The 20,102-nt window shown below is 69.5% G+C and carries 19 protein-coding genes; 7 read left to right on the forward strand and 12 right to left on the reverse strand.

The genetic code is table 11. The features are described 5' to 3' along the window. Positions 1-986: 986 nt before the first annotated feature. Positions 987-2,282, forward strand: coding sequence for a serine hydrolase domain-containing protein (locus FOY91_RS13070; RefSeq protein WP_238995680.1), 1,296 nt, complete (start codon positions 987-989; stop codon positions 2,280-2,282). 35 nt (positions 2,283-2,317) lie between these two features. On the opposite strand, the gene phoB is transcribed toward FOY91_RS13070, so the two are convergent. The 7 genes from phoB to FOY91_RS13105 all read right to left on the reverse strand — a co-directional run bounded on the left by phoB (position 2,318) and on the right by FOY91_RS13105 (position 9,640). Beyond that, positions 2,318-3,016, reverse strand: coding sequence for a phosphate regulon transcriptional regulator PhoB (phoB, locus tag FOY91_RS13075; protein WP_145152615.1), 699 nt, complete (start codon positions 3,014-3,016; stop codon positions 2,318-2,320). Then, positions 3,016-3,726 carry a phosphate signaling complex protein PhoU gene (gene phoU / locus FOY91_RS13080; protein ID WP_203234562.1) on the reverse strand — a complete coding sequence of 237 codons (711 nt, stop codon included), beginning with the start codon at positions 3,724-3,726 and terminating at the stop codon, positions 3,016-3,018. The genes phoB and phoU overlap by 1 nt, the downstream gene beginning before the upstream one ends. A gap of 61 nt (positions 3,727-3,787) precedes the next feature. Then, on the reverse strand, positions 3,788-4,534 hold the full coding sequence (gene pstB / locus FOY91_RS13085; RefSeq protein ID WP_238995683.1) for a phosphate ABC transporter ATP-binding protein PstB: 747 nt from the start codon (positions 4,532-4,534) through the stop codon (positions 3,788-3,790). A gap of 65 nt (positions 4,535-4,599) precedes the next feature. Beyond that, positions 4,600-5,904, reverse strand: coding sequence for a phosphate ABC transporter permease PstA (gene pstA, locus FOY91_RS13090; protein ID WP_145152625.1), 1,305 nt, complete (start codon positions 5,902-5,904; stop codon positions 4,600-4,602). Beyond that, complete coding sequence (gene pstC, locus FOY91_RS13095; RefSeq protein ID WP_145152628.1) at positions 5,897-7,282, reverse strand: phosphate ABC transporter permease subunit PstC; 1,386 nt, start codon at positions 7,280-7,282, stop codon at positions 5,897-5,899. Before pstC ends, pstA begins: the two co-directional genes overlap by 8 nt. Positions 7,283-7,289: 7 nt before the next feature. Continuing rightward, positions 7,290-8,327 carry a substrate-binding domain-containing protein gene (locus FOY91_RS13100; protein WP_145152631.1) on the reverse strand — a complete coding sequence of 346 codons (1,038 nt, stop codon included), beginning with the start codon at positions 8,325-8,327 and terminating at the stop codon, positions 7,290-7,292. A gap of 41 nt (positions 8,328-8,368) precedes the next feature. Then, positions 8,369-9,640: an ATP-binding protein gene (locus FOY91_RS13105; RefSeq protein WP_145152634.1), complete on the reverse strand. Its 1,272-nt coding sequence runs from the start codon at positions 9,638-9,640 to the stop codon at positions 8,369-8,371. Positions 9,641-9,753: 113 nt separating this feature from the next. On the opposite strand from FOY91_RS13105, the gene FOY91_RS13110 reads away from it, so the two are divergent. The 4 genes from FOY91_RS13110 to FOY91_RS13125 are packed head-to-tail and all read left to right on the forward strand — an operon-like array spanning position 9,754 to position 12,476. Next, positions 9,754-10,215 (forward strand): hypothetical protein, encoded by a 462-nt coding sequence (locus FOY91_RS13110; RefSeq protein WP_338062084.1) that lies wholly within the window; start codon positions 9,754-9,756, stop codon positions 10,213-10,215. A gap of 46 nt (positions 10,216-10,261) precedes the next feature. Continuing rightward, entirely contained in the window at positions 10,262-10,570 is a 309-nt protein-coding gene (locus FOY91_RS13115) for an HPr-rel-A system PqqD family peptide chaperone (RefSeq protein WP_145152637.1), read from the forward strand. Next, positions 10,567-11,433 carry an HprK-related kinase A gene (locus FOY91_RS13120; RefSeq protein WP_145152640.1) on the forward strand — a complete coding sequence of 289 codons (867 nt, stop codon included), beginning with the start codon at positions 10,567-10,569 and terminating at the stop codon, positions 11,431-11,433. Before FOY91_RS13115 ends, FOY91_RS13120 begins: the two co-directional genes overlap by 4 nt. Next, positions 11,430-12,476, forward strand: a complete 1,047-nt coding sequence (locus FOY91_RS13125) for a nucleotidyltransferase domain-containing protein (RefSeq protein WP_145152643.1) — start codon at positions 11,430-11,432, stop codon at positions 12,474-12,476. Before FOY91_RS13120 ends, FOY91_RS13125 begins: the two co-directional genes overlap by 4 nt. 118 nt (positions 12,477-12,594) lie before the next feature. On the opposite strand, the gene gph is transcribed toward FOY91_RS13125, so the two are convergent. Then, positions 12,595-13,260, reverse strand: coding sequence for a phosphoglycolate phosphatase (gene gph, locus FOY91_RS13130; RefSeq protein WP_145152646.1), 666 nt, complete (start codon positions 13,258-13,260; stop codon positions 12,595-12,597). 60 nt (positions 13,261-13,320) lie between these two features. On the opposite strand from gph, the gene glmU reads away from it, so the two are divergent. Then, complete coding sequence (gene glmU / locus FOY91_RS13135; protein WP_145152649.1) at positions 13,321-14,688, forward strand: bifunctional UDP-N-acetylglucosamine diphosphorylase/glucosamine-1-phosphate N-acetyltransferase GlmU; 1,368 nt, start codon at positions 13,321-13,323, stop codon at positions 14,686-14,688. A gap of 72 nt (positions 14,689-14,760) precedes the next feature. On the opposite strand, the gene FOY91_RS13140 is transcribed toward glmU, so the two are convergent. Continuing rightward, positions 14,761-15,474, reverse strand: a complete 714-nt coding sequence (locus tag FOY91_RS13140) for a tetratricopeptide repeat protein (protein ID WP_145152653.1) — start codon at positions 15,472-15,474, stop codon at positions 14,761-14,763. A gap of 86 nt (positions 15,475-15,560) precedes the next feature. On the opposite strand from FOY91_RS13140, the gene glmS reads away from it, so the two are divergent. Beyond that, a complete protein-coding gene (glmS, locus tag FOY91_RS13145) occupies positions 15,561-17,384 on the forward strand; it encodes a glutamine--fructose-6-phosphate transaminase (isomerizing) (RefSeq protein WP_145152656.1) in 1,824 nt (607 codons plus the stop codon). 4 nt (positions 17,385-17,388) lie between these two features. Here the strand turns inward: glmS and FOY91_RS13150 are convergent, their stop codons facing one another. The 3 genes from FOY91_RS13150 to FOY91_RS13160 form a co-directional block, all read right to left on the reverse strand. Further along, positions 17,389-17,874: a methylated-DNA--[protein]-cysteine S-methyltransferase gene (locus FOY91_RS13150; protein WP_145152659.1), complete on the reverse strand. Its 486-nt coding sequence runs from the start codon at positions 17,872-17,874 to the stop codon at positions 17,389-17,391. 10 nt (positions 17,875-17,884) lie between these two features. Next, positions 17,885-18,646: an arginyltransferase gene (locus tag FOY91_RS13155; RefSeq protein WP_145152662.1), complete on the reverse strand. Its 762-nt coding sequence runs from the start codon at positions 18,644-18,646 to the stop codon at positions 17,885-17,887. Between the two features lie 146 nt (positions 18,647-18,792). After that, complete coding sequence (locus FOY91_RS13160) at positions 18,793-20,049, reverse strand: threonine ammonia-lyase (RefSeq protein ID WP_145152665.1); 1,257 nt, start codon at positions 20,047-20,049, stop codon at positions 18,793-18,795. Between the last annotated feature and the right edge of the window lie 53 nt (positions 20,050-20,102).

The following is a 20,102-nucleotide window of genomic DNA, read 5'->3' on the forward strand; positions in this document are numbered from 1 at the left end:
GGGCGGCGGCGGCCGGCCGGACATGGCGCAGGGTGGCGGACCGGACGGCACGCAGGCGCAGGCCGCGCTCGATGCGGTGCGTGGGGCGATCGCGGGCGTGGCGCAGGCCGCATGAGGCGAGCGGCGTCGGACTGACGCGCCGGGACCATTTCCGGCAGCCTCTCCGGCGCTGTGAACCGCGCGGGGCTGTCGACCCGGCGGGGGGCGTGTTGGTGGAGCGCAGGGCGGATATCGCCGCCCGGCGAGTACGGATGCGATCTTGAGGCTGTGAAGCGTGACCCTGCATGGCAGGGCCGCGGCGATATGTTTGTGGAAGCGTCGTCCGGATCATCCCGTCAGAGAACGGTAGCGAGCGGCATCGAGGTCTTGAGGCGGGATGCGCTCGGGGGCGTGGTGCAGATGGCATCAGGGGGCGTCTCGAAGTCAACGATCCGGGCTGTCGCCATCGCTGGGTCAGCAACGTGATGAACGAGGGGCCGGTAACAATCGTCCATCAGGTCGACGGCCGCTCTTCGGTGCGGCGATCGATATTCACGCTGGAACGGTCCAGGCGCAGGCGATCGTTCCGAGCACATCACAGGTTGCCCGGGCCGGCGGGACTTTCCAGATATTGAACGGCCGCGCGTAATGGCGAACGTTTGTTCCGAAACACCGCCGGCCGCTGGATCGATGCCCTCTCGTCGGGCGCGCTTCAAAAGATGCCCCATCCGATGGAGCGCGCTTCCGGCGGTCGGTCCCGCACACGGGTGACGGTTGCGTCTCACAGCCGTCGCGGGGGACAGATCGCGGATGACGGCAAGAAGGCCATTGCCCCTGACATCGCCCGCCACCCAGGCCCGGTTGATACGACATGGCGCGCGCCGCGCCCGCCCTGACGATGGTACGGTCGTGTCGGATTGACCTAGGCGTCGCGCGGTTTATTCACCGGCGGCAACGGCTTCCCGGTTCGGGAGGCGGCCCTCCTGATCGATCGAGTTCCCGCGACCGTGACCACCCCCCTTCGCACGCCGCCCCGGTCCCGGATCTGGACCTCCTCGTTCAAGGTCGGCGTGGCGGCGGTGGTGGGCATCACCGGCATCGGCCTGCTCACGATCGGCAAGGCCGGGTGGGAGCGGAACGGTAGCGGCAGCGCGGCGATGGCGGCACCCCCCTCCGTCCGGCTGACGATCGCCGACGGCCCCCGCGCCGGCACCGCACCCGCCAAGGTGAACTACGCCCGTCTCGATGCCCGGCTCGCCCGTCTGGTCGAGGCGAAGGACATGGTGGGCCTCGGCGTTGCCGTGGTCGAGAACGGCGAGTTGCGTTTCGTGAAGGGCTACGGCGTCACCACCGCCGGATCGGACGACCGCGTGACCGCCAATACCGTGTTCCGCTGGGCCTCGCTTTCCAAGGGCGTCGCCAGCACGCTGATCGGCAAGCTGGCGGACGAGGGCAAGCTGTCGCTCCAGGCGCCGGTCTCGCGCTTCGGCACGTCGCTGCGGTTGCCCGGCGGCAGCGAGCGGGTGGTGACGGTCGAGAATCTGCTCTCGCACCGCCTCGGCATCGTCAAGAACGCCTATGACGACAAGCTGGAGGAGGGGATCGATCCGCGCGTGATCCGCACCGCGCTGGGCGGGCTGGATCGCTACTGCGCCCCCGGCACCTGCTTCGCCTATCAGAACGTGGCCTATGACACGGCGAGCGAGATCGTCCGCTCGGTGACGAAGCAGAGTTATCAGGATGCGGTGAAGCAACGCCTGTTCACCCCGCTCGGCATGAACTCGGCCAGCGTGACGCGCGATGGCCTGATGCGCGCGCAAAGCTGGGCCCGGCCGCATGTGGGGCGGCGCACGGTGCCGGTGGACGACGCTTATTATCGCGTACCGGCGGCGGGCGGGATCAACTCCTCGGTGCTCGATCTCGGCACGTGGATGCGCGCGCAGATGGGGCAGGCGAAGAACGTGCTGCCCAGGCGCGTACTCGACACGATCCACCGTCCGCGCGTCTCCACCGCGTCCGCGCGCAAGCGCGGGACGCTGTTCGACCGCGAACTGACCGATGGCTGGTATGGGCTGGGCTGGCGCGATTATCAGTATGTCGGCCACGGCATCGTCGGCCATCGCGGCGCGGTGCGCGGCTACCGCTCGATGATCGCGTTCGACCCGAAGACGCGCGACGGCGTGGCGGTGCTGTGGAATTCCGAAAGCGCGAAGCCGGTGGCGATCCAGCTGGAAGTGCTCGATGCCATGTACCGCCGCCCGTTCAAGGACTGGCTGGAACTGGACACGAAGAAGAAGGGGTAGGGCCGCTCCGCATGACGGTCGGGCGGCCCCCGGCGTCAGGCCGCCTCTTCGTCCAGCGCGTAGCCCGCCGAGCGGACCGTGCGGATGATGTCCGAGCGGCCGCCCTCGTTGATCGCTTTCCGCAGGCGGCGGATATGGACGTCCACCGTGCGCGGCTCGATGTCCGCCTCGCGGCCCCACACGCTGTCGAGCAGCCGCTCGCGCGAGAAGACGCGGCCGGGGTGTTCGAGGAAATGGCGCAGCAGGCGGAACTCGGTGGGCCCCAGCGGCACGCTGTCGCCGCCGCGCTTCACCCGGTGGGCGACGGTATCCATCTCGATATCGGAATAGGCCAGCCGCTCGCCCGCCAGCGCCGGGCGCACCCGCCGCAGTACCGCGCCGACGCGGGCGACCAGCTCGCGTGGAGAGAAGGGCTTGGTGACGTAATCGTCGGCTCCCGTCTCCAGCCCGCGCACGCGGTCTTCCTCTTCGCCACGCGCCGTCAGCATGATGATCGGCACGTTGGCGGTCTCGGGCAGCCGTCGCAGGCGGCGGCAGACCTCGATGCCGGAGATCTCGCCCTCGATCATCCAGTCCAGCAGGACCAGATCGTGGGGCTGCTCACGCGCCAGCATCAGCGCCTCCTCACCGTCGGCGGTGTGCTCGACGGTGAAGTCCTCGCGCTCGAAGTTCCAGATCAGCAGTTCGGCAAGGGCGACGTCGTCCTCGACCAGCAGGAGGCGGGCGCGGGCCATCAGATCGCTCGCGCCAGGCTGTCGAGCCCACGCGGCCGTTCGGCCATCTGGTGGCCTGTCGCCGCGAAATAGACCATCTCGGCGATGTTCGTCGCGTGGTCGCCGATCCGTTCGAGGTTCTTGGCGATGAACAGCAGGTGGGTGGCCGCCGTGATGGTGTGCGGGTTCTCCATCATGTGCGTCAGCAGAGCGCGGAACAGGCTGTTGTAGAAATCGTCCACGGCTTTGTCGCTCTCGCACACCAGGATCGCGGCCTGCGGATCGCGCGCGGCATAGGCGTCGAGCGAGGCCTTCACCATGTCCGAGACGGCGCGCGACATGGCGGGCAGGATCGACAACGGCTCGATCGCCTTGGCGCCTTCCAGCACCGGCACGCGCTTGGCGATGTTCTTGGCGTAATCGCCCATCCGCTCCACTACGCCCGAAATCTTGAGCGCGGCGAGGATCTCGCGCAGATCGTCCGCCATCGGCGCACGCAGCGCGATCAGCCGCAGCGCCTGCCGCTCGATCTCCGTCTCGATCGTGTCGATCTTGCGATCCTCCTCCACGATCATCGCGGCGGCATCGAGATCGCGGCGGACGAGCGCCTGCATCGCGCCCGAGATCGCCGCCTCCGCGCGCCCGCCCATCTCCGCCACCAGCCCGCGCAGCTGGCCGAGGTCCTCGTCGAATGCCTTGACGGTATGTCCGTTGGTCGTCGCCATCCTCAATTCCTCGTTTTTCGCGATCGACGAACCGCGGCCCTGAAGCCGCTTGCGATCGCTCCGGGCCTCAGCCGTAGCGGCCGGTGATGTAATCCTTGGTCCGCGTTTCGCGGGGATTGGTGAAGATATCCGACGTGTCGCCATATTCGACGAGCGTGCCGAGGTGGAAGAAGGCGGTGCGCTGCGAGACGCGCGCCGCCTGCTGCATGTTGTGGGTAACGATCACGATCGCATAACGGCCGCGCAGCTCGTGGATCAGCTCCTCGATCTTGGCGGTGGCGATCGGGTCGAGCGCGCTGCACGGTTCGTCCATCAGGATCACTTCCGGATCCACCGCGATGGCGCGGGCGATGCACAGCCGCTGCTGCTGCCCGCCGGAAAGCGCGGTGCCGCTGTCGGTCAGCCGGTCCTTCACCTCGTCCCACAGGCCGGCGCGGCGCAGCGACTGCTCGACGATCCGGTCCATGTCGTTCTTGGCCGAGGCGAGACCGTGGATGCGCGGGCCGTAGGCGACGTTCTCGTAGATCGACTTCGGGAACGGGTTCGGCTTCTGGAACACCATGCCGACGCGCGCGCGTAGCTGCACCACGTCCATCGAGGCGGCGTAGATGTTCTCGCCGTCCAGCGTGATCTCGCCCTCCACCCGCGCCGACGACACGGTGTCGTTCATCCGGTTGAGCGTCCGCAGGAAGGTGGACTTGCCGCAGCCCGACGGGCCGATGAACGCTGTCACGTTCTCCTGCGTCACGTCGATCGAGACGTTGTTGATCGCCTGCTTGGCGCCATAGAAGACGTTGACGCCGCGCGCCGTCATCTTGAGCGTCTCGACCGGGGCGACCTGCTGGTGCGCGGCGAGATCGTTGAGCGTGTCCGTGGTCATCACCAGCGTCTTTCAAAGCGATTGCGGAGATAGATGGCGATGCCGTTCATCAGCATCAGGAACACCAGCAGCACGATGATCGCGGCGGACGTCTTCTCGACGAACCCGCGGCTCACCTCGTCCGACCAGAGGAAGATCTGGACGGGCAGCACGGTGGCCGGCTCGGTCAGCCCGCCCGGGGGCGAGGCGATGAACGCGCGCATGCCGATCATCAGCAGCGGTGCGGTTTCACCCAGCGCGCGGGCCATGCCGATGATCGTGCCCGTCAGGATGCCGGGCAGGGCGAGCGGCAACACGTGATGGAACACCACCTGCACCCGCGATGCGCCGATGCCGAGCGCGGCATCGCGGATCGACGGCGGGACGGACTTGATCGCGTTGCGCCCGGCGATCACGATGACCGGCATCGTCATCAGCGCCAGCGTCAGCCCGCCGACGATCGGGGCGGAGCGCGGCATGTCCATGAAGTTCAGGAACACCGCCAGGCCGAGCAGGCCGAAGATGATCGAGGGCACCGCCGCCAGATTGTTGATCGACACCTCGATCAGGTCCGTCCAGCGGTTACGCGGGGCATATTCCTCCAGGTAGAGCGCGGAGAGCACGCCGACCGGAAAGGCCAGCACGATCGTCACGAACATCGTCAGCAGCGAGCCTTTCAGCGCGCCCCAGACGCCCACCAGCGTCGGGTCGGTGGAGTCGGCGTTCTTCAGGAAGGTGAGGTTCAGCCCGGTCTTGGTGACGCCGGCCTTGTCGAGCCGCGCATAGGCGGCCTCGTCCTCGGGGGCGGCATCGCCCTTGGCGGCCAGATCGATGTTGGTCGCGGCGGGCACCCAGATCTGCGCCTTGCGCCGCAGGATCGTCGGATCGGCCGCGATCGCGTCGCGCACCGTCAGCCATGCGCCATCGGAGAGCAGGCGCTCGCCATCGGTGCCGAACGCGGCGGTGGCGGCGGCGGTGGTGGCGCCCTCGATATCCGCACCGGCCAGCGCCGCATCCTTGCCCGGCCCGGCGAGCGCTGCCGGATCGATCATCAGCGTGGAGGCGGGAAAGTCGACGTCGAGCCGCAGCTCGGTCTGGGTGAAGCCGCGCGCGCCGTTGCCCACCATCGTCCACAGCAGGAAGACGAGGAACCCGGCGGACAGCAGCACCGCGCCGAGGCCCAGCAGGCGGAAGCGGCGTTCGGCGGCATAACGGCGGCGGATGCTGCCCTGCATCTTCGCGCCCCGCCAGTCGGTGGGCGTGCGTGCCGGGGCGGGCGGCTCGGCGCCCGTTGCCGGAACGCCCGCCACGAGGGTGCTATTCATAGGCCTCCCGGTATTTCTTGACGACGCGCAGGGCGACGATGTTGAGCGCAAGCGTGACGAGGAACAGCACCAGCCCGAGCGCGAAGGCGGCGAGCGTCTTGGCGCTGTCGAATTCCTGGTCGCCGGTCAGCAGCTGCACGATCTGGGTCGTCACCGTGGTGACGCTGGCGAACGGATTGAGCGTGAGGTTAGCGGCGAGCCCTGCGGCCATCACCACGATCATCGTCTCGCCGATCGCGCGGGATACGGCGAGCAGCACGCCACCCACCACGCCCGGCAACGCGGCCGGCACCAGCACCTTGCGGATCGTCTCCGAAGTGGTGGCACCCATCGCGAGGCTGCCGTCGCGCATGGACTGCGGCACGGCCGCGATGCTGTCGTCCGCCATCGAGGAGACGAACGGGATGATCATCACGCCCATGACCAGACCGGCGGCCAGCGCGCTTTCGGACGAGGCGCTGGTGATGCCGATCGAGACGGCGAAGGTGCGCAGCGCGGGGGCGATGGTGAGCGCGGCGAAATAGCCGTACACCACCGTCGGCACGCCGGCGAGGATCTCGAGGATCGGCTTCATCCACTTGCGCGTGGTGGGCTTGGCATATTGCGTCAGGTAGATCGCGCTCATCAGCCCCAGCGGGATCGCCACGATCATGGCGATGATCGCGCCGATGAAGATCGTGCCCCAGAACAACGGCACCGCGCCGAACGCGCCGGAAGAGCCGACCTGATCGGCACGGATCGCCGTCTGCGGGCTCCAGGTGAGGCCGAACAGGAACTCGAGCGGGTTCACCTTGGCAAAGAAGCGCAGCGATTCGAACAGCAGCGAGGCGACGATGCCCAGCGTCGTCAGGATCGCGATCAGCGAGGCGATCAGCAGCGCCCCCATCACTACCCGCTCCACCCGGGTGCGGGCGCGGAAATCGGGGGTCAGGCGGGTGAACGCCCACGCGCCGCCGGCGAATGCCAGCAGCACCGCCGCCAGCGTACCGATGATGGCATAGCGGGTGGAGGCGGCCTTATATGCCGGCGCCAATGTGTTCGAAACCGGGTTGAACGCGGCGGCGACGGTGCCGTCCGCCAGCCCGCGCACCTCGGCGAGGATCGCGCTGCGTTCCATGCCGGGGGCGGGGAGGGCGGCGGCGGCCGGCGTGTCGAGCACGGTGCCCATCACGAGGCCGGGCGCCACGCTGCTCCACACGACGAGGAAGATCAGCGCCGGCACCGCCGCCCACAACGCCACGTACCAGCCGTGATAGTTGGGGCGGCTGTGCGCGCGCTGGCCGCCTACGGGCACGAACCGGCTCGCCTTGGCGCGCGCGGTGCCCCAGGCGACGATGCCCAGACCGAGGATCAGGAGAAGGAGAGCGAGGCCCGACATGGTCCGATCATTCCGCCTGCGCGGGATCGAACGGCGTCAGCTTGGTCGCGATCTCGGCGTTCTTCGCGCGCACGTCGGCCGGGGCGGCGATCAGGCCGCGACGCTTGAGGTAGCCGTCCGGCCCCCAGGCACTGGCATATTCGGCGACGAACTGCTTGAGGCCGGGGATCGCGGTCAGGTGCGCGCCCTTCACGTAGATGTAGAGCGGGCGGGCGCCGGGATACTGGTAGCTCGCGATCGTCTCGTAGGTGGGCACCACGCCCTTGATCGCGATGCCGCGCAGCTTGTCGGCGTTTTCCTCGAGGAAGCTGTAGCCGAAGATGCCGACCGAGTCCGGGTTGGCCTCCAGCTTCTGCACGATCAGGTTGTCGTTCTCGCCCGACTCCACGTAGGCGCCGTCCTCGCGCACCTTGGTGCAGATCGCCTTGTGCTTGTCGGCGTCGGTCTTCTTGAGGGCGGCCATCGCGGGATCGGCGTTGCAGCCCTTGTCCAGGATCAGCTCGGCGAAGGCATCGCGCGTGCCGCTGGTGGGGGGCGGGCCGAGCACGCGGATGGCGGTGGCGGGCAGCGACGGGTTCACGTCCTTCCACGTCTTGGCGGTCTGCGGCTTGCCGTAAGGCTCGGCGGCCAGCGCCTTGTAGATGTCTTCCTGCGTCAGCGCCATCGCCGGGCCGGCCTTGCTCTCGGCGAGCGCGATGCCGTCGATGCCGATCTGCACCTCGATGATCTGCTTCACGCCATTCTTCGCGCAATCCTCGACCTCGGATTTCTTGATCCGACGCGAGGCGTTCTCGATGTCGGGGAACTGCGCGCCGACGCCGGCGCAGAACAGCTTCATGCCCGCGCCCGTGCCGGTCGACTCGACGATCGGCGCTTTGAAGCCGGCGTTCTTGCGGGCGAACTGCTCGGCCACGGCGGTGGTGAACGGATAGACGGTGGAGGAACCGACCGCGCGGATCTGGTCGCGCGAGGCGCCGCCCGCCTCGCTGCCGCCGCCGCTCTTGTCCTGGCAACCGGCGAGCGTCAGCGCGGCGATGCCGGCCATCAATAGGTGTCTGGTCAAATGAGCCTCCGTTTCGCCTGCGATCAGGCGCCCTTGGGGGTGCCTATCGACGCCTTCGATGCGTCCTGTGTGACGATCGTGTGACTCTTTGATGACAGCGCCTCCCCCGGCAGCGGAAACAGGACGGAAACAGTCGTTCCCTGCCCGACGACGCTGGCGATATCGAGCCGCGCCCGGTGCCGCTCCGCAATATGCTTGACGATCGCGAGGCCCAGGCCGGTGCCGCCCACCGCCCGGCTGCGGCCCGGATCGACGCGGTAGAAGCGCTCCGTCAGGCGCGGCAGATGCTCGCGCGGGATGCCGGCGCCCTCGTCGGTCACGCTCAGTCGCAGCCCTGCCGCCTCGCGCGCCACCCGCACCTGCACCGCGCCGCCGGGCCGGCCGTATTTCAGCGCGTTGCCGATCAGGTTGTGGAGCAATTGCGACAGCTGGGCGCGATCGCCGGCAACGGGCGCGGCACCGTCCACCGCGATCTCGATCCGGTCGCGCTCCACCGATCGCGCGCTGGCGATGGCGTCACGCACCTCGGCCGCCAGCGAATCGAGCGCCACCGCGTCCTGCGGCGCGCTGTGCTGCTCGGCCTCGATGCGTGAAAGCGACATCAGGTCCTCGATCAGCCGCTGCATCCGCTTGCCCTCGCCGAACATGGTGTTGAGGAAGCGCAGGCGGGTGGCGGCATCCTCCGGCCCGTTGGCCATCTGCAACGTCTCGATATAGCCGAGCAGCGTGGCGAGCGGGGTGCGCAGCTCGTGGCTGGCATTGGCGACGAAATCCACCCGCATCCGCTCGGCCGCGCGCGCCTCGCTGCGGTCCGCCAGGCGCACCAGCAGCCCGCCCTCGCCGACCGGGTGGATCGCCATCTCCCAATGCCGCCCCACGCCGCCGCCGATCGCGCCGAGCACGATGGGCTGGGTCGGCAGCCGACCCTCGGCCCCCGTGAAGAGCGCGCCGGCGGCCGGGTGGCGGATCGCCAACCGGGCATCCTCGCCGACGATGTGTTCGCCCAGCAGCGCGGTGGCGGCGGCGTTGGCGTGGGTCACCTGCATCCGCTCGACGAACAGCAGCGGCTCGTCGATCGTGGCGGCGACGGCGGCCAGCCCCGGTTCGGGCGGGGCGGCGGGTGGCGCGGGCGCGGGCGCGGGCGCGGCCGGGCACAGGATGAACCAGAAGGCGGTCCCGCTCGCCAGCCCCGCCACCACGGCCCCGGCCATGGCGGGCGCCAGCAACACGAAGGTCGCCACGCCGAACGCCGCCACGAACACGATGACGCCACGGCGATCGAACAGCCGGTCCATGCGTCGCTTTCCTCCCAGATCTCGCGAGTCGCCGTTTCATAGCGATGCCGTGCGACATATCGCCATCGCCGGTCTTTACGTTTAAGTAGCGGGCACGGGCATAGGGTGGCACGATGAGCGAAGATACCGACGATCGGCATGATGGGAACGCCAGCGGCGACGGAGGCAGCACGATGCCGCCGGCCGGGGATGTGCCGCCGTCAGGGGCTGGCGCCACGCGTCGCCGGCTGATGCTGGGCGCTGCCGCTGCCTCCACCGTCGTCACGATCCGCCCGGCGCTGGCGGCGACTGTCGGCTCCGTGATGAATTGCGAGGTGCCGGTGCCCGATCCCCGGCTCGGCGCGGGCAAGTGGATCGACGGGCGCGGCCAGCTGGTCGATGCCGGCACCGCCGGGTCGTTTCGCCCGCCCAACCGGCCTTTGAAAGCCGAGGACATCCGCAAGGCGATGCAGGGCGCCAACTTTCCCGGCGCCGATTACGAGACGAGCCGCGCCTACATGGCCTATATCCGCAAGCTGCAGAACGGGATGAGCGGCTTCACCTGCTACCAGTCGCTGCAGATGCCGCGCGCCTGAGTCCTGCCCGCTGACCCCGGCCCCGCCGCCACCGCCGCCACCGCCGATGCCGGTCTATCGCGTCGATCCGCCCGCCTGCCGCCTGTCGGTGGAGGCGGAGGGGATGACGCTGCTGTACCATCGCCCGTCCGGCATCACCCACGTGCTGCTGCCGCCCGCACCGGAAATCCTCACCGCGCTGGCCGATGGCCCGGCCGATCCGGCGACGCTGGCCGCGCGGCTGGCCGTTTCCCACGCGATCGGTGATGGCGACGGGGAGGATGCCGCGGCCGTGATCGCCGCCCGGCTGGGGGAGCTTGCGGCGGTGGGCCTGGTGGCGGTGGCGCCCGGCATCGGCGGGCGCGTGGCCGGGTGAGGCACGCCTTCTCCGTTCGCATAGGCCCGGTCGGTTTCCGCGTCGGATCGGCCTGGCCGCAGCCGATCGCGGCGATGCGACGGCTGTACGCAGGCTATCCGCCCCCGCGTGACGGCATCGCGGACTTTACCGTGCGGCTGGAACCGACCCGGCCGTGGCGCCGCTGGCTGCGCCCCTCGGCGATGGTGCGCGGCGACTTCACCCTGCCCGATGCCGCGCCGCTACCGCTGGCGCAGGGGCTGCTCGCCGCCGAGATGGGGATGAACCTGCAGATGGCGCTGGGCGCGCGGCGCTGGCTGCTGCTCCACGCCTCCTGCGTGGAGCGGGACGGGCGGGCGCTGCTGATGTCCGGCCATTCCGGTGCGGGCAAATCGACGCTGTCGGCGCTGCTCGGTGAGCGCGGATGGCGGCTGCTGGGCGACGAGTTCGCGCTGCTCGATCCGGCAAGCGGCGTGATCCACCCGTTCCCCCGCCCGGTGAGCCTGAAGAACGAGGCGATCGCGGTGATGGCGGCGGAGGTGGCGGCCGATCGGCTCGGCCCGTTGATCCCCGGCACGCCCAAGGGCGACATCCGCCACCTGCGCCCCGCCGCCGACGCGCTGGCGCGAATGGACGAGCCGGCCACCCCCGCGATGCTGCTGTTCCCCCGTTTCGGCGCGTCGGCGGACGTGCGGCCGATGGGCGCGATCGAGACGTTCGTGCGGCTGACGCAGGCCTCGACCAACTATGTCGTGCTGGGCGAAGCGGGGTTCGCCGCGCTGACCGGGCTGGTGCGGGGCGTTCCGGCGATGGCGATCGACTATCCCGATACGGCGGCGGCGATCGATCTGGTCGAGCGGCTGTGGGCGGAGACGGCGCGATGAGCCCGACGCGCCTGCTCGTAGCGGTACTGGCGGATCCGCAGGCGGCACCCGCCCTCGGCCCGGGCGCGTGGCAGGATGTGCTGACGGTCGCCCGCGCCGAACTGCTGATCGGCAGCCTCGCCCATCGCCTGCACGGGCTTGCCCTGCCGCCGGCGGTGAGGGCAATCCTTGACGATGCGCGCACTTCCGCCGAGCACGGCCGGGTGCAGGCGCTGTGGGAGGCGGAGATGGCCCGCCGGGCGCTCGTGACGCTGGGCGTGCCGGTGGTGCTGTTGAAGGGCACCGCCTTCGTCGCGGCCGGGCTGGCGGCGGGGCAGGGGCGCTCGATCGGCGACCTCGACATCCTCGTACCGCGCGATGCGCTGGACGCGGTGGAGGCAGCCTTGCTCGCCGCGGGCTGGGAATGGGTAAAGCCCGATCCCTACGACCACCTTTATTATCGCCGCTGGATGCACGAACTGCCGCCGCTGACCCACCCTGAGCGCGATCGCATGATCGACGTCCATCACACGATCCTGCCGCTCACCGCCCGCCCGACGCCCGATGCGACGGCGCTGATCGCGGACAGCGTGGCGCTGGAGAACGGCCTGCGCGTGCCGTCGCCTGCGGACATGATCGTGCATGCCGCCGCGCACCTGTTCGCCGATGGCGATCTGGCCGGCGGTTTGCGGAACCTGTGGGATATCGACCGGCTGGTGCGGGAGCACGCGGGTGATGCGGAGTTTCCCGCTGCGCTGGCCGCCTCCGCCCGGCGGCATAACCTGATCCCCCATGTGGCGCGCGCGCTGAGGCTGTCCGCGCCGATTTACGCGACGCCGATGGAGGGGCTGCCCATCGGCCGGGCGCGGTGGGCGGACCGCCTGTACGCGCGCCGCCTGTTGGCCCGCGACGGCTGGGGGCGGGAAACGCGGCCGGCGCTGCGCCTCGCCTTCTACATCCGCTCGCACTGGATCCGGATGCCGCCGCTGCTGCTGGCGCGCCACCTGTGGACGAAATTTCGCCGTGGCCAGCGCGGGACGACATCCTCCGACCGCGCATCCTGAGAAGCCATCGAGCCCGTCGAAATGGCGTCTCGAATGAGGGTCTAAGTCAAATCCCGGATACCGGGCTTCGTTCGGGTCCGTCCTTTTCCGGGTTGCGAGGTGGTCGGGCCAGCCCGCGTCAGCCCAGCCGCTCCAGCGCCGGAATCAGCTCATCGAAATGATCGATCAGCACGCTGGCGCCCAGCTGCGCGGGCGGGCGGTCGGAGAAGCCGAACGTCACCGCCACGCACGGCAGGCCGGCGGCGCGCGCGGTATCGGTGTCGGTGATCGAGTCGCCGACGAACGCCGCCCGCCCGCCGCCCGCGCGCGCAATCGCCTCGAACAGCGGCGCGGGGTCGGGCTTGCGGACCGGCAGCGTATCGCCGCCGACGATCGCGACGAAGCGGTCGTCCCAGTTCAGTGCAGACACCAGCCGGCGACCGAGGCTCTCCAGCTTGTTGGTGCAGATCGCCAGCTTCACGCCTTTTGACGCGAGCGTATCGAGGGCTGCCTCAAGCCCGTCGAAAGGCTTCGTGCCGACAGCGATGTTCGTCTCGTAATATTCGAGAAATATGGGGAAACCCTGCTCGACCAGTGCCTCGTCGACCTCGCCGGTCGCGGCCAGCCCCTTCTGCAACAGCGCCCGCGCGCCATGCCCCACCATGTGCCGTACGGATTCGGCCGGCACCGCCGCGCGGCCCAGCCGCCCGAGCGCATGGTTGAGCGCGGCGGTAAGATCGGGCGCGGTGTCGGCGAGCGTGCCGTCGAGATCGAAGGCGACGACGTCGAAGGGGAAGCGGGTCATGCACCGGCTCTGCCCCGCCCGATATGGCAATGGCAAGCGCGACGTGGCAGGGATGCGCGCATGTCTCGCCCTCCGTTTGCCGCCGTGATCCTCGCTGCCGGAAAAGGCACGCGGATGAAATCCGATCTCCACAAGGTGCTGCACCCGATCGCCGGACGGCCGATGCTGGCGCATTTGCTGGCGGAACTGGCCGGGGCGGGCGCGGCCGAACAGGTCGTCGTGGTCGGCAGCGGGCGCGATCAGGTGGAGCGGCTGGCCGCCCCGCTTGGCGTGGCGCTGGCGGTGCAGGAGCCGCAATATGGCACCGCCCATGCCGTGCAACAGGCGGAGCAGGCGCTGACCGGCTTCGTGGGAGACGTGCTGATCCTCTACGGCGACGTGCCGCTGGTGCGTGGCGAAACGATGACACGGATGCTCGACCGGCTGAACGCGGCCGACGCGCCGGCGGCGGTGGTGCTCGGCTTTCGCCCGGCGGACGCACTGGCCTACGGCCGTATCGCCGCGCAGGGCGACGTGATCGCCAGGATGGTCGAGTATAAGGATGCGTCGCCGGAGGAACGGGCGTTAACACTTTGTAACTCCGGGCTGATGGCAGTGCGATCGGCCGATCTGTGGCGACTGCTGGCGCTGGTCGGCAACGACAATGCCGCCGGGGAATATTATCTGCCCGACGTCGTGATGCTGGCCGCCGCCGAGGGCCGCCACTCGGCGGTGATCGAGGCCGAGGCATGGGAAGTGGCGGGCATCAACAGCCGCGCCGAACTCGCCGAGGTGGAGCGGGCCTGGCAGCAGCGCCGTCGTCTGCGCGCGATGGCGGAAGGGGCCACGCTGACCGCGCCCGAGACGGTATGGTTCGCCCACGACACGCAGATCGGCCGCGACGTGACGATCGCGCCCAACGTGGTGTTCGGCCCCGGCGCGCGCATTGCGGACGGCGCGACGATCCACGCCTTCAGCCATATCGAGGGCGCGAGCGTGGCCGGGCGCGCGGAGATCGGCCCTTACGCCCGGCTGCGGCCCGGTGCGGAGATCGGCACGGGGGCGAAGATCGGCAATTTCGTCGAGGTGAAGCAGGCGCGGTTCGGCGCGGGGGCCAAGGCCAACCACCTGAGCTACATCGGCGATGCCGAGGTTGGCGCGGGGGCGAACATCGGCGCGGGCACGATTACATGCAATTACGACGGGTTCCTGAAGTACCGCACGAATATCGGCGCGGGTGCGTTCATCGGCTCGAACAGCGCGCTGGGGGCCCCCGTCACGGTGGGCGACGGCGCGATCGTGGGCGCCGGTTCGGTGCTGACGCGGGATGTCGCCGCCGGTGCGCTCGCGCTCGTCCGCCCGGCGCAGACCGAGAAGCCGGGCTGGGCGGCAAGCTTCCGCGCGCGGATGGCGGAGGCCAAGTTGCGCCGCCAGAGTGAAAAGACTTGAGGCTGGCGCCATTTCGGCAGGCTCGACAACTCCTCGGGACGGGCGGTCGGACAGGCACGCGGCGCCAGCGGGTCAGGCGGGCGGCGCAGCCTTGGCGCGTTGCTGGCGGATGTAATCGATCTCGGCCCGGGCCTTGGCGTCGTTCGGATCGAGCGCCAGCGACTTTTCGAACCAGCCTTGTGCCTCCTCCAGCCGGCCCTGCTCGATCATCACGAAGCCGATGCCGCGCCACGCCCGCGTCTGCTCGAACACACGATGGTCGTCGGGTGAGAGCGCCGCGGCTTCGTCGGCGCGCTGGAAGGTGGCGAGCGCGGTCGGCCAGTCCCGCCGTCGCTTGTACAGCTCCCCCAGTTCGGCAAGGTAGCGGGCGTGGGAGGGCGACAGCGTGATGGCGCGCCTGAACGCCGCTTCCGCCTCGTCGTCGCGGTGCAGGTCGACCAGCACGAAGCCCTTGTAGAAAATGGCATCCGCCAGCACCGGCGGCATCGCCACGGCATCCTCGCGTGCGGCGGCGGCCATCGTCATGTAGGCGAGCGTCTCGGCCATAGAACGCGCACAGTAGATGCGCCGCTTCTCGCCGGCATATTCCTTCGTCTTGGCGGTAACGATCCGGTCCAGCAGCGGCATCGCCTCGGTCACGCGGCCGCTGGCGATCAGCACCAGCGCCTCCTGCAACCGTGCCTCGTCCGGATCGCGCCGTGGGGCCTCCGTCGCCGGCGGCTTCGCCCATACGGGCGGCGGCGCGAGGGTGACGAGAGCGAACAGTGCGAGCGCGAACGGTTTCATCTTTTGCATATCTCCCCGGTGCGATAGCTGGCGGCATCGCGGGTGCTCGTCAATCGATCCTGCGACGCCCAGGAAGGACCAGTCTCATGTGCGGTATCATCGGCATCCTCGGATCGGGCGCGGTCGCGGACCGGCTGCTTTCGGGCCTGCGTCGCCTCGAATATCGCGGCTATGACTCTGCCGGTCTCTGCACGATCCACGATGCCGCGCTCGATCGCCGCCGCGCCGAGGGCAAGCTGGACAATCTGGCGCGCGTGCTGGCCGAGGCGCCGCTGGCGGGAGACGTCGGCATCGCCCACACCCGCTGGGCGACCCACGGCGGCCCGACGACGAGCAACGCCCACCCCCATGCCACCCGCGAAGTGGCGATCGTCCACAACGGAATCATCGAGAACTTCAAGCCCTTGCGGGAGGAACTTGCCGCCGCCGGGCATGTGTTCGAGAGCCAGACCGACAGCGAGGTGGTGGCGCACCTGATCTCGGCACAGGTGGAGGCGGGGGTCGAGCCGGTCGAGGCGGTCCGCACCTCGCTCAAGCGGCTACGTGGCGCGTTCGCGCTCGCCATCCTGTTCCGGCAGCGGCCGGACATGATCGTGGGCGCGCGGCTCGGCTCGCCGCTGGTGGTGGGCTATGGTGAGAACGAGACGTATCTCGGTTCCGACGCGCTGGCGCTGGCGCCGCTCACCCAGCGCATCGCCTATCTCGAAGAGGGCGATTGGGTCGTCATCACGCGCGAGGGCACGCAGATCTACGATCGCGAGGATCAGCCGGTCGAGCGGCCGGTGACGATCTCCGGTGTCGTCGGCGCGATGATCGACAAGGGCAATCACCGCCACTTCATGCTCAAGGAGATCTACGAGCAGCCGGTGGTGGTGGCGCAGACGCTCGGTTCGTACCTGCGGCCGCTCGAAGGGCGGGTATCGCTGCCGGTGCCCGAGTTCGATCTCGCCGGCATCCGACGCGTCACCATCGTGGCGTGCGGGACGAGCTATTACGCCGGCATGGTCGCCAAATACTGGATCGAGCGGTTCGCCCGCGTGCCGGTGGAGATCGATGTCGCCTCCGAGTTCCGCTATCGCGCGCCGGTGCTGGAGGAGGGCGGGCTGGCCCTGTTCGTCAGCCAGTCCGGCGAGACGGCGGATACGCTGGCGGCGCTGCGCCATGCGCGCGAGGGCGGGCAGAAGATCGCGGTGGTGGTCAACGTGCCCACCTCCACCATGGCACGCGAGGCGGACCTGCTGCTGCCGACCCACGCCGGGCCGGAGATCGGCGTGGCTTCCACCAAGGCGTTCACCTGCCAGCTGGCGGTGCTGGCGGCGTTCGCGGTGAACCTGGCGCGTGACAAGGGCCGGCTCTCGGCCGAGGAAGAGCGGCGGATCGTGCGGCATCTGGCCGAGGCGCCCGCCGCGATCAACGCCGCGCTCGCCTATGACGACGCCATCGAGGCGATGGCCGGATCGATCGCGCAGGCCCGCGACGTGCTGTATCTGGGGCGTGGGCCGGATTATCCGCTGGCGCTGGAAGGCGCGTTGAAACTGAAGGAAATCAGCTACATCCACGCCGAAGGTTATGCGGCGGGCGAGATGAAGCACGGTCCGATCGCGCTGATCGACGAGCATGTGCCGGTGATCGTGCTGGCGCCATCCGGCCCGCTGTTCGAGAAGACGATCTCGAACATGCACGAGGTGCAGGCGCGAGGCGGCAAGGTGGTGTTGATCTCCGACTATGACGGGATCGCCGAGGCAGGTGACGATTGCCTCGCCACGATCACGATGCCCAAGGTCCACCCGCTGATCGCCCCGATCGTCTATGCGATCCCGGTGCAGTTGCTCGCCTATCATGTGGCGGTGGTGAAGGGGACGGATGTGGACCAGCCGCGCAACCTGGCGAAATCGGTGACGGTGGAGTGAGGGGTTAAAGCAGCCGCGCCGGCCCCTCCAGCGCGAGCAGGTGGCGCTTGGCGGCGAGGCCACCGGCAAAGCCGGTCAGCGCACCGCCCGCGCCGATCACGCGGTGGCATGGTATGACGACGGAGATCGGATTACGCCCGTTCGCCGCCCCCACGGCGCGCACGGCGGCGGGGCGGCCGATCTGGCGGGCGATGTCGCCGTAGCTGCGGGTTTCGCCATAGGGGATCGTGGCCAGCGCCCGCCATACCGCCTGCTGGAACGGCGTGCCGCGCGGGGCGAGCGGCAGGGTGAAGCGGCGCAACGTCCCGCCGAAATAGGCGTCGAGCTGGCGCGCTGTGTCGCTCAGCAACGGCGCATCCGGCGCATCGACCAGCGACGGCAGCGGGACGCGACGGGGGTCGTCGTCCGGCCACAGGATCGCGACGAGGCCGGTATCATCGGCCACCAGCGTGAGCCTGCCTACCGGCGTATCGTGGAGGCGGCGTCGCATCGCCGCGCGCCTATGATGCCGGCGTCGGTGCCGTCAGCGGGGCGGGGGCCGCGTCCGGATCGAAGCGTTGCCATCCCGCCGGGCCGAGCCGCTCGATCGGCTTGAAGCGCACCTTGTACTGCATCCGCGCCGAGCCCTTCACCCAATAGCCGAGATAGACGTAAGGCAGGCCGGCGCGCGCGGCGCGGACGATGTGATCGAGGATGATATAGGTGCCGAGACCGGGCCGGGTGTCATCGTCCGGCTCGAAGAAGCTGTAGATCATCGACAGGCCATCGGCCTGCTGGTCGCTGAGGCAGGCGCCGACGAGGCGGCCGCCCGGCTCGCGATATTCGACGACATACGTGTTCACCGGGGTCTGCTCGACCATGTCGGCGAAGTCCTGCTCGTCCATGTCGGCCATGCCGCCGCCGGGGTGGCGGGCGGCGAGGTAGCGGCGAAGCAGCGCGAACTGCTCCTCGGTCGTCCACGGCTTGCAGGCGGAGATCGTCAGGTCGTCATGCCGGCGCATCAGCTTGCGCTGGCTGGCATTGGGCCTGAACGCATCGGCGACCACCCGGACGGACACGCAGGCCGAGCAGTCGAAACAGCTCGGCCGGTAGGCGACGCCCTGGCTGCGGCGGAAACCGATGCGACCGAGCGCGTCGTTCAGCTCGGCGGCGTGCGGGCCGGCAAGCTCGGTGAACACCTTCCGCTCCGTCCGGCCCGGCAGATAGGGGCAAGGCGAGGGCGTCGTGACGAAGAAGCGCGGGAAGCGGAATTGCGCGGTCACGTTTCGGGCACGTCCCTGTCGCTCGGGGCCAGCCGCAGGCCAGCGGCACCACCGGACTATGGCGACGGGGGCGCCTCGTGAAAAGGGCGTTTACCATAGATAAAGGGTTAAGGCCGGCCCAGGTGCCCGGAATCATGGTTATCCCGTCAAGCGAGCTCCACCGGCGTCCCCTCATAGCCCGCCGCGCCGAGTGCCGCGACCAGCCGGTCGAGGTGCGCCTTGTCACGGGTCTCGCATTCCACGTCGAGGCTCAGGCCCTTGGCGGGCAGGTTGGTGAAGATGCGCTGGTGGGCGAGTTCGAGGATGTTCACCGCCAGCTCGTCGAACACACGGGCGACGTTGAACAGCGCGCCCGGCCGGTCCTGCAAGCGGATGCGCAGGCGGGCGAGCCGGCCCGACCGCGCCAGATCGCGCAGCAGCACGTTGGCCAGCAGGCGCGTGTCGATGTTGCCGCCGCAGATCACGATGCCCACCGTCTTGCCGGCGAAGCGTTCCGGATGCGCCAGCAGCGCGGCGAGGCCGGCGGCACCGGCGCCCTCGGCCACCGTCTTCTCGATCTGGAGCAGCAGCGCGACCGAGCGTTCGAGGTCGCGCTCGCCCACCAGCAGGATCTCGTCCACCAGCTTGGCGACGATGCCTGCGGTGATGACCCCCGGTTCCTTCACCGCGATGCCCTCGGCCAGCGTGTCGCCCTCGCAGGGCATCGTGCTGCCGGTGATGCGGTTGTACATCGACGGGTACAGTTCGGCCTGCACGCCGATCACCTCGACGGGATGCTGGTGCGCGCGCGCCACGGTGGCGCAGCCGGAGATCAGCCCGCCGCCGCCGATCGGGATCGCCAGCGTGTCGATCGCCGGCACGTCGGCCAGCATCTCGATCGCCACGGTGCCCTGTCCCGCGATCACGTCCGCATCATCGAACGGGTGGACGAAGGTGAGGCCGCGTTCGCCGGCCACCGTCAACGCATGGGCATAGGCATCGTCGAACCGCTCGCCGTGCAGGATCACGGTCGCGCCATGCCCCTCGGTCTGGGAGATCTTCACGGTCGGCGTCTGCAACGGCATCACGATCGTGACCGGGATGCCCAGTCGCGCGCCGTGATAGGCGAGGCCCTGCGCGTGGTTGCCGGCCGAGGCCGCGATCACCCCGCACGCGCGCGCCGTCTCGGGCATCAGCAGCAGCTTGTTCAGCGCGCCGCGCTCCTTGTAGGCGGCGGTGAACTGGAGGTTCTCGAACTTGAGGTAGACGGTCGCGCCCGTCAGCTGGGAAAGGGTGCGGCTGTGCAGCGTCGGCGTCCGCACGATCGAGGCGCCGATGCGCGCGTGGGCGGCGCGGACATCCTCGATCGAGACGGGGAGCGCGGGCGCGGGGGCCGGCGCGGCGGAATTCTGCAGGGTCGCCATGATCCCCGCCGCCTACCCCATCTGGCGGACCGGTGAAACCATGGTTATGCGCG

The sequence above is a fragment of the Alterirhizorhabdus solaris genome (assembly GCF_007785815.1).
GTDB lineage: Bacteria > Pseudomonadota > Alphaproteobacteria > Sphingomonadales > Sphingomonadaceae > Alterirhizorhabdus > Alterirhizorhabdus solaris.